This window comes from Streptomyces sp. NPDC002309, assembly GCF_053593375.1.
Genome location: NZ_JBSFCI010000061.1, coordinates 22,435 through 28,536 on the forward strand (window position 1 = coordinate 22,435; position 6,102 = coordinate 28,536).

Here is a 6,102-nt window from a genome sequence, read left to right on the forward strand (position 1 = left end):
CCGTGGGTCAGGTCGTCGCGTCGGCCATCGCCAGGTCGTGGAGGCGTTCCGGGGGGCCGGGGCGGGCGTAGTACCAGCCCTGGGCCGTGTCGCAGCCCAGTATCCGCAGCTGTTCCGCCTGGGCTCCGGTCTCCACGCCCTCGACCGTGACCCCGAGGTCCAGGCTGTGGGCGAGCGAGACGATGCCTTCGACGATCTTGAGGTCGACGGGGTCCGCGGGGAACTGCTGCATGCTCTGGGTGAAGGAGCGGTCCAGCTTGAGGACGCTCACCGGGAGACGGCGGAGGTTCGCCAGGTTGGAGTAGCCCGTGCCGAAGTCGTCGAGGGCGATGTCGACGCCCATCTCGGCCAGCCGCCGCAGCGGCTTGAGCAGATCGTCGTCAGCGCCGATCAGGGCGGACTCGGTGACCTCCAGGCACAGTGCGTCCGGCGCGACGCCCGCCGCCTCCAGGATCTCGACGGTGTCCTGGACGAGTCCGGGGTGGGTGAGCTGGCACGGCGAAAGGTTCACGTTGATCCGCAGCGGCGCCGAGGGGGTGCCGGCGTAGCGCTCCCGCCAGTCGCGTGCCTGGCGCACCGACTGCTCGAGGACCCAGCGGCCGAGGGGGACGATCAGCCCGGTGTGCTCGGCGAGCGGGATGAACCGGTCGGGGCCGAGCACGCCGTGCTGCGGATGCAGCCAGCGGACCAGGGCCTCGGCGCCGCGTACGCTGCCGTCGCCCAGGTGGACCAGGGGCTGGTACTCGATGAAGAACTCGCCGCGCTCCAGCGCCGTCGGCAGCGCCGTGGTCAGGCCGTTGCGGGTGATCGCGCGGGCGTCGGCCTCGGCGTCGGCGACCTCGAAGCGGTTGCCGCCGGCGGACTTGGCGCGGTACATGGTGATGTCGGCGCTGCGCAGCACCTCGGCCGCGCTGCGCTCCCCGGCCGCGCCCTCGACGACCCCGATGCTGCCGCGCACGGTCAGCTCACGTCCGTCGACGGTGATCGGGGCGACCAGCGCGTTCATGATCCGGGCGGCGAGTTCGTCGACCTCGCGCTGGGTGTCGGGTCCGGTGGTGAGCGCCACGAACTCGTCCCCGCCGAGTCGGGCGACCATCTCGCCGGGCGCGGTGGCGCACGCCTGGAGCCGGTCGGCGACCTCGACGAGCAGCCGGTCGCCGGCCGCGTGACCGAGGCTGTCGTTGATGGTCTTGAAGCCGTCGAGATCGAGGTAGCACAGGCCGAAGCGCTGTCCCTCGCCCGTACCGAGGACCTTCTCCAGGCGCTCGAAGAAGAGGGTGCGGTTCGGCAGCCCGGTGAGGGCGTCGTGGGTGGCCTCGTAGCGCAGCCGGAGGTTCAGCAGCCGCCGTTCGGTGGTGTCCTCCATCAGCGCGAGCTGGTACTGCGGGTTGCCGTCGGGGTCGCGCAGCAGGGAGACGGTGAGGTTGGTCCACAGGACCGTTCCGTCGGGCCGGTAGAACGCCTTCTCCACGTGGTAGTGCTCGCGTTCGCCGCGCACCAGCTCCTCGTAGAGCCGCCAGACCTGAGGGGCGTCGTCGGCGTGGGTCCATTCGCGGACGTTGCGCCCGCGAAGGTTCTGTTCGGAACCGCCGAACATCCGCAGCATCGCGCCGTTGATCTCCAGGACGTTGCCGTCGAGGTCGGCGATGCTGATGCCTATGGCCGCGCCCTCGAACACCGCCCGGAAACGCGCCTCGCTGGCGTGCAGCGCCTGCGCCACCACGCCCTGGGCGCGCAGCGCGGCCTGCGCGATGGACTCCTGCTCGGCGAGGGTGCGCTCACGCAGCGCCTGGGCGAACCCGGCGGCCATGGCGTGCTGCAGGCGGGCCGAGCGGGCCCGCAGGTCCTCCTGGGGGCCGTCATCGCCGCAGTAGAGCACCAGATAGGCGTCGACGCAGTCCAGGGCGTGGCTGAGGGCCTCCGGGTCGGTGCAGTGGGCGTCGACCAGGGCGCCGCCGATGGCGCGGCCCTCGGCGGCGTCGAAGGCCCGGGCGCACAGGGCCGCGCTCAGCCTCCGCGCCAGCGGCAGGAGTTGCTCCTCGAACTCGGCCCTGGTCAGCGACGTCGAGGTCACCGGGTGGATCGCCCGGCTCCAGATCGTCGCGAACCGCCGCAGTCTGTCCTCCGGTCCGTCCGGCTCCGCGCTCACGCCGTGCGCCCCACGCCCGCGAACCCGGAGAAGGCATAGGGATCCTCGTCCTCCGGCGCGGTGTCGGGCCGCCAGACGGGCATCGGCACCAGTCCCGGTTCCACCATGTCGTACCCCTCGAAGAACCGCGCGATCTCGTCGCGCGAGCGCATGATCAGCGGGTTGCGGAGGTCCTTGTATACGTCGACCGCGCCACCCGCCCGCTCGGGTGCCAGCGGGATTCCCTCGTACGAGGCATGCGTGAGAACGAGCATGCTGCCGGGCGCGAGCGCGTCGCTCAGCTGAGCCACCACCCCGTACGGGTCGTCCGCGTCCTCCACGAAGTGGAGTATGGCGACGAGCAGCAGTGCCACCGGCCGCCCGAGGTCGAGCAGTTGCTCCACCTGCGGGCTGGACAGGATGTCCTGCGGCTTGCGCAGGTCGGCCGCGACGACGGCCGTGTCGTCGTTGCCTTCGAGAACGGCGTGACTGTGCGCGACGGCCACCGGGTCGTGGTCGACGTAGACCACGCGTGCGCCGGGGCTGGCCTCCTGGGCCACCTCGTGGACGTTGCCGTACGTCGGGATGCCGGAGCCGATGTCCAGGAACTGGGTGATGCCCTGGGCGGCCGCGTGGCGCACCGCGCGGCGCAGGAAGGCCCGGTTCGCCCGCATGATCTTCGGCAGACCCGGCACGAACTCCATGGCCCGGCGGGCCGCCGCCCGGTCGACCTCGAAGTTGTGGGAACCGCCCAGGTAGTAGTCGTAGATCCGCGCGACGCTGGGCACCGAGATGTCGATGCTCCATGGGGCCCAGGCGGGACGCTCCATCTATCTCTCCAAGGCGTAGGCGATCCGGTGTTCGAGCAGAGGCTACTGATCGCCCGCCAAAGGAGCGACCTGAAACGGAAATTGACCGTCCGTTCCCGGTCACTGCCTGCGGCACGTGCCGGATCGGTCCATCGGCGCACACCGACGGGACGTGTCCGGCGGATCACGGCGTTCTGGAGGAGAGGTACGAGCCCGTAGGGCCATCGCTGAACCCTGAGGGCTCCCGGTGGGCTCCGGGTGGGCTCCCGGTGGGCTCCCGGTGGGGAACGTCAAAGCGGTCCGTGTCCCGCGTGGTGCGCGGGACACGGACCGCCAGGTCGTACGCCGGGAGGGGCCCCGGAGGGAGCCTCGTCGCTACTTGGCGGGCGCTCCGACCGGCTTGCCGTCGGGCTTCACCGCGAACCAAGTGCCGCCCACGCCCTGCCCGTTGGTGTCACCGGGCTTCTTGTCGCCGGCGAAGGTGTAGATCGGCACGCAGTCGATGGTCTGCTGCTTGACGCCGTCGGGCCGGTCGAAGACGACGTAGCCGCGGTTCGGCGTGGAGCCCTGGAGGTCGATGCCCTTGGTGTCCTTGGCGTCCACCGGCGCGACGACCGGCCACTTCTCCAGGCACTCGCCGGTGCACGCGGTCTTCATCGGCCACTGGGAGTCCTTCATGAAGCGGTAGACCGTGTGGCCGTTCTTGTCGACGACGATCTCACCGAGCTTCGGGTCCTTGCGCGTGGACAGTCCGGGCAGGTCGGCCGACGTGGCCTTCTTGCCGTCGGGGGCCAGCGCGTACCAGGTGCCGCCCACGCCCTGGCCCTTGATGTCGCCCGGGTTGACATCCTTCGCGAAGCGGTACGCCGGCCAGCCGCCGACCGTCAGCTGCTTGGTGCCGTCGGGGCGGGTGACCTCACCGAGCAGCGCCTCGTCGATTCCCTCGCCCGCGGTGGCGTCATCGGCGGGCACGGGCGGCCAGGCGGTCGCGCAGTCGCCCTCGCAATTGGTCTTCGGCGGTTCCGCGGTGTCCTGGTCGAAGCGGTAAAGGGTGCGTCCGGCGCTGTCGGACAGCACCTGACCGAACTCGGCGTTGTCGGCGACCGACAGCTTGCCCGCGGGGGCGGCCTGGGCGCCGGCGTTCTGCTCGCCCGGCGCGGCACCGGCGTCCGTACCGGCACCCGCGCCGGTGTCGAGCCCCGTGCCCCCGTATCCGCCGGCCGGGGCCGTCGCGCCCACGTTCTGACTGGCCGACGGGGTGCCGCTTTCCTGACCGCACGCAGTGGTCAGCGCCAGTACGGCCGCGGCACTCACCACGAGCGAGGCGCTCCGCCAGGAGGTCTTCATCGTCAACTCCCCAATTGTCACCTGGATATTGCAGCGCCCTGCCGTGCCGCCGCACGGCAATGGGTACGCACGGGGAGGCCGGTTGTGTTCAACCGGATCGCGGATTTCTTTTCCGGAGCCGGAAGCAGCACGCACATACGGGCTGCTTCCGGAGCCGGAAGCCGCCCGTATGTGCGTACGGGCGCCCGGCCGCACGGCCTTCCGGGAATCAAACCCCGTGGCGCACACTTCCCCCGTTCGGGGCAATCCCCCGGCCGACCGGCATGTGGCGGCGCGAGAAGCCTCATGATCTCGGTCGTGCATGGTTCCGTATCGACCCAATCGCCCGTTCGCGCACCGATGTTGGTCCTGTTCGCCCTGACCGCGGCGCTCATCGGCGCCCCGGCCGGTGTGGCGGTGGCCGACTCCTGCGCGTACGCGTCGACCGGCCCGGGAGGCACGGAGGCGGTGGCGGTCGCGGGGAGCCGAACCTGGCCCGTTCCCTGCCCCAGCCCCACGCCCACGCCCACGCCCACCCCCTGTCCGACTCCGACGCCGACGCCGACACCCACACCGCCACCCGAGCCGACCCCGCCGCCACCTCCACCGCCGCCTCCGCCGAAGCCCACACCGCCGCCTCCGCCGAAGCCCACACCGCCGCCGAAGCCGACGCCCACACCGCGGCCCGAGCCACCGCCCAAACCCGCACCACCGCCCCCGCCGGCCCCCGCGCCCCCGGCCGCCCGGCCGACGCCGCCACCGCCACCACCGCCGCCCGCCCCCGAGCCGTCCCCGGCCCCGTCGGCCGAGCCCACCCCGCGTCCGACCGTGACGCCGGTGAGCTACCCGCGCTACCGCACCCCGCCGCGCAACCGGCAGACCCGGAGCGGCCAGTCGCCGGTCACCTACGTCCTGCTCATCACCGTGCCGGCGCTGCTCGCCGTCGCCGCCCTGCGTCCCCGCTGATCCCTGGAGGCTTCCGTTGCCGGAATGGCTTGTTCTCACCCTCGTGACGCTGGCGGCCTGCGCCCTGGTGGTCGTCATCGCCCTGCTCCGCAACCGTGCCGCGTCCGAGGACGAGGATCCGTCCGAGACGCCGGACGTCATCGAGTACATGACGATGTGGATCGGCGTGGTCTACGCCATCGTGCTCGGCCTGGCCATCGCCGGCGTCTGGGAGGCGCGCAGCGTCGCCGAGGACCACGTGCGGGCGGAGGCGCAGGCGCTGCACGAGATCACGGAACGGGTCCGGGTGTACCCGGCCGACGCCCGTGAGCGCATTCGGGAGGATGTCAACGCCTATGTCGGACACGTCGTCACCACCGAGTGGAAGGTGATGACCGAGAAGGGCGAGGTCACCGACCGCGGCACCGAACTGCTCGACCAGGTGCGCGCGACCGTCACGGACCACGAGCCGGAGTCCGACTTCGAGGCGCAGGCCTACCAGCCGCTGGTCGACCAGGTGGCCGAGGCGGACCGCGCACGCCACGCACGTGCGGACGCGACCGGGTCGACCATGCCGGGCGTGGTGTGGTTCGGGCTCGTCGCCGGGGCCGTGATCACCATCGGGATGATCTTCGCTCTGCAGATCAGACGCACCGCACGCGAGTTGGTCCTCGCCGTGCTGTTCTCGGCGCTCATCGCCTTCCTGCTCTTCCTGATCTGGGACTTCGACGCTCCCTACAGCAGGGGCGTCGCGGCCTCGTACCAGCCCTTCCTGGACCTCTTCCCGCACATCGAGGACTGACGGGAGGGCGACGGGCGGCCGACGGCGCCCGAACGCGCCCCGCACGGGCCGACGCCCGCCCACCCCGGGCCGCCGGGGGACGCCCGGCACGC

5 protein-coding genes are annotated in these 6,102 nt (G+C 71.8%); 2 read left to right on the forward strand and 3 right to left on the reverse strand.

Annotation, left to right across the window (positions count from 1 at the left end; genetic code table 11):
• Positions 1-7 precede the first annotated feature (7 nt).
• From ACWCPM_RS32375 to ACWCPM_RS32385, 3 genes are all read right to left on the reverse strand, one after another.
• Complete coding sequence (locus ACWCPM_RS32375; RefSeq protein ID WP_450979833.1) at positions 8-2,149, reverse strand: putative bifunctional diguanylate cyclase/phosphodiesterase; 2,142 nt, start codon at positions 2,147-2,149, stop codon at positions 8-10.
• Positions 2,146-2,958: an SAM-dependent methyltransferase gene (locus ACWCPM_RS32380; RefSeq protein ID WP_450979834.1), complete on the reverse strand. Its 813-nt coding sequence runs from the start codon at positions 2,956-2,958 to the stop codon at positions 2,146-2,148. Before ACWCPM_RS32380 ends, ACWCPM_RS32375 begins: the two co-directional genes overlap by 4 nt.
• A gap of 354 nt (positions 2,959-3,312) precedes the next feature.
• Positions 3,313-4,284 carry an SCO0930 family lipoprotein gene (locus ACWCPM_RS32385; RefSeq protein ID WP_450979838.1) on the reverse strand — a complete coding sequence of 324 codons (972 nt, stop codon included), beginning with the start codon at positions 4,282-4,284 and terminating at the stop codon, positions 3,313-3,315.
• 816 nt (positions 4,285-5,100) lie between these two features.
• Here ACWCPM_RS32385 and ACWCPM_RS32390 point away from each other — a divergent pair.
• On the forward strand, positions 5,101-5,229 hold the full coding sequence (locus ACWCPM_RS32390) for a hypothetical protein (RefSeq protein ID WP_450979835.1): 129 nt from the start codon (positions 5,101-5,103) through the stop codon (positions 5,227-5,229).
• 16 nt (positions 5,230-5,245) lie between these two features.
• Positions 5,246-6,010: a bestrophin-like domain gene (locus tag ACWCPM_RS32395; protein ID WP_450979836.1), complete on the forward strand. Its 765-nt coding sequence runs from the start codon at positions 5,246-5,248 to the stop codon at positions 6,008-6,010.
• Positions 6,011-6,102: the final 92 nt, after the last annotated feature.